General features: G+C 72.7%; 2 protein-coding genes. Both read left to right on the top strand.

The window, feature by feature from the left end:
- Nucleotides 1-11 precede the first annotated feature (11 nt).
- Complete coding sequence (locus OP86_RS38945; protein WP_267883131.1) at nucleotides 12-101, top strand: hypothetical protein; 90 nt, start codon at nucleotides 12-14, stop codon at nucleotides 99-101.
- Nucleotides 102-207: 106 nt separating this feature from the next.
- Entirely contained in the window at nucleotides 208-1,572 is a 1,365-nt protein-coding gene (locus OP86_RS32325; protein ID WP_078589593.1) for an aspartate kinase, read from the top strand.
- The last annotated feature ends 239 nt before the right edge of the window (nucleotides 1,573-1,811 follow it).

The following is a 1,811-nucleotide window of genomic DNA, read 5'->3' on the forward strand; positions in this document are numbered from 1 at the left end:
ACTTCACCGAGCTGCGCAAGGGCGACGTCATCCTGGGCCACACCATGACCGACCAGCGCCACGTCGGCTACGCGATCCGCGAGTTCCTCCACGAGCAGTAAAGACCCCTGCGTCGCTCACGCGGTCAACCGGGGAAACGGCCGGTCGGCGCGGCGCTCCACCAACGTCCTCCACGTCCCAAGGATCTGAAGGAAGAGAGTGCGTGAGATGGCGCTCATTGTGCAAAAGTACGGCGGAACCTCGGTCGCCACACCGGAGAAGGTCATCGAAGCGGCCCGGCAGGTCCGGGCCGCACGCGAGGAAGGGCACCAGGTCGTGGTGGTGGTGTCCGCCATGGGCGGTGCCACCGACGGGCTGCTGCGCCTGGCGTCCGCGGTGACCGACCTCCCCGTTCCGCGTGAGCTCGACGGCCTGCTCTCCACGGGCGAGGCCGCCTCCGCCGCGCTGCTGTCGCTGGCGCTCAACCACCAGGGCGTCGCCAGCCGGTCGTTCAGCGGTGCGCAGGCCGGCATCCGCACCGACCACCGCCACGGCAAGGCGACGATCGTGCAGGTGGACCCGCGGCGGCTGCGGGAGGACCTCGGCAGAGGAATGGTCCCCGTCGTCGCGGGTTTCCAGGGCGAGTCGGTCCTCACCGGGGCCTGCACGACCCTGGGCCGCGGCGGCTCGGACACCACCGGGGTCGCCCTGGCCGCCGCGCTCGGCGCGGACCACTGCGAGATCGTCACCGATGTCGCCGGCGTCTACACCGCCGACCCCCGCACGGTCGTCGGTGCCCGGCGCCACACCGGCCTCTCCTACGAGGAGATGGCCGAACTCGCGGTCAGCGGCGCCAAGGTGCTCGCCGCGGACTCCGTGGACTACGCCCGCACCCACGGCGTCGAGTTGAAGGTGCGGGCCAACAGCACCGCGACCGGCCCGAAGACCTGGGTCGGCCACGGCCGGAGCGCCGGCGGGCCGACGCCCGGGGACTCCCGGACGGCCGACGGACAGGGCTGTCCGATCGCCGGCGTGGCCGGGCGCTCCGGCCTGGTCCGCTGCGTACTGCGGCGGATCAGCCCGGACCACGTCCTGCGCCTGCTCAGGGAGTTGGCCGAGCGCGAGATCGAGGTCGAACTGCGCCGCTACGGCAACCTCGGCACCGAGGACGCCGGCGACATCGCGCTCACCCTTCCCGAGGAGAGCGCCGAGGAGCTGCGGGAGCTGCTGGCCGACACCGACCGCGGGATCCACCTCGACGAGGCGCACTGGACGTCGAACCTGGCCAGGCTCTCCGTCGTCGGCCTCGGCATCGGCCGACGGCCGTACGCTCCGCTGCACCTGCTCGAAGCCCTGCGCTCGGTCGACGCCGCGCGCGCCGACGTCCACGTCACCTCCAACCGGGTCAGCGTGCTGACCGGGCGGAGCGACCTGGCCGAGGCGACCCAGATCGTCCACGACACCTTCGTGTCCGGGCCGGAGATGCCCGCGATCCACCCGGTGGACCCGGACGACGCCGACACGACCTGGTCGCTGACCGCCGAGCGCGGGCACCTCGACGTCGAGCTGCCCGCCCTGGCCGCCGCCGAGTGACCCCCCCGCCACCCCACGCCCCAAGGGAGAACACCGATGTCCGCCATCCGACTCGACCCCGGCCGCCGGGGCGGGCCGACACCGCTCCGGCCCGCCGAGCGGCCGCGTTCGGAGCGTCCCCGATGACCACGACGCCGCACTTCGATCCGACGTCCGACGGCCAGTTGGCCGATCCCTATCCGATGTATGCGCGGTTGCGTGGTTCGTGTCCGGTGGTGCATGACCCGAAGCTGGATGTG

The sequence above is a fragment of the Streptomyces novaecaesareae genome (genome assembly GCF_000716875.1).
Lineage (GTDB): Bacteria > Actinomycetota > Actinomycetes > Streptomycetales > Streptomycetaceae > Kitasatospora > Kitasatospora novaecaesareae.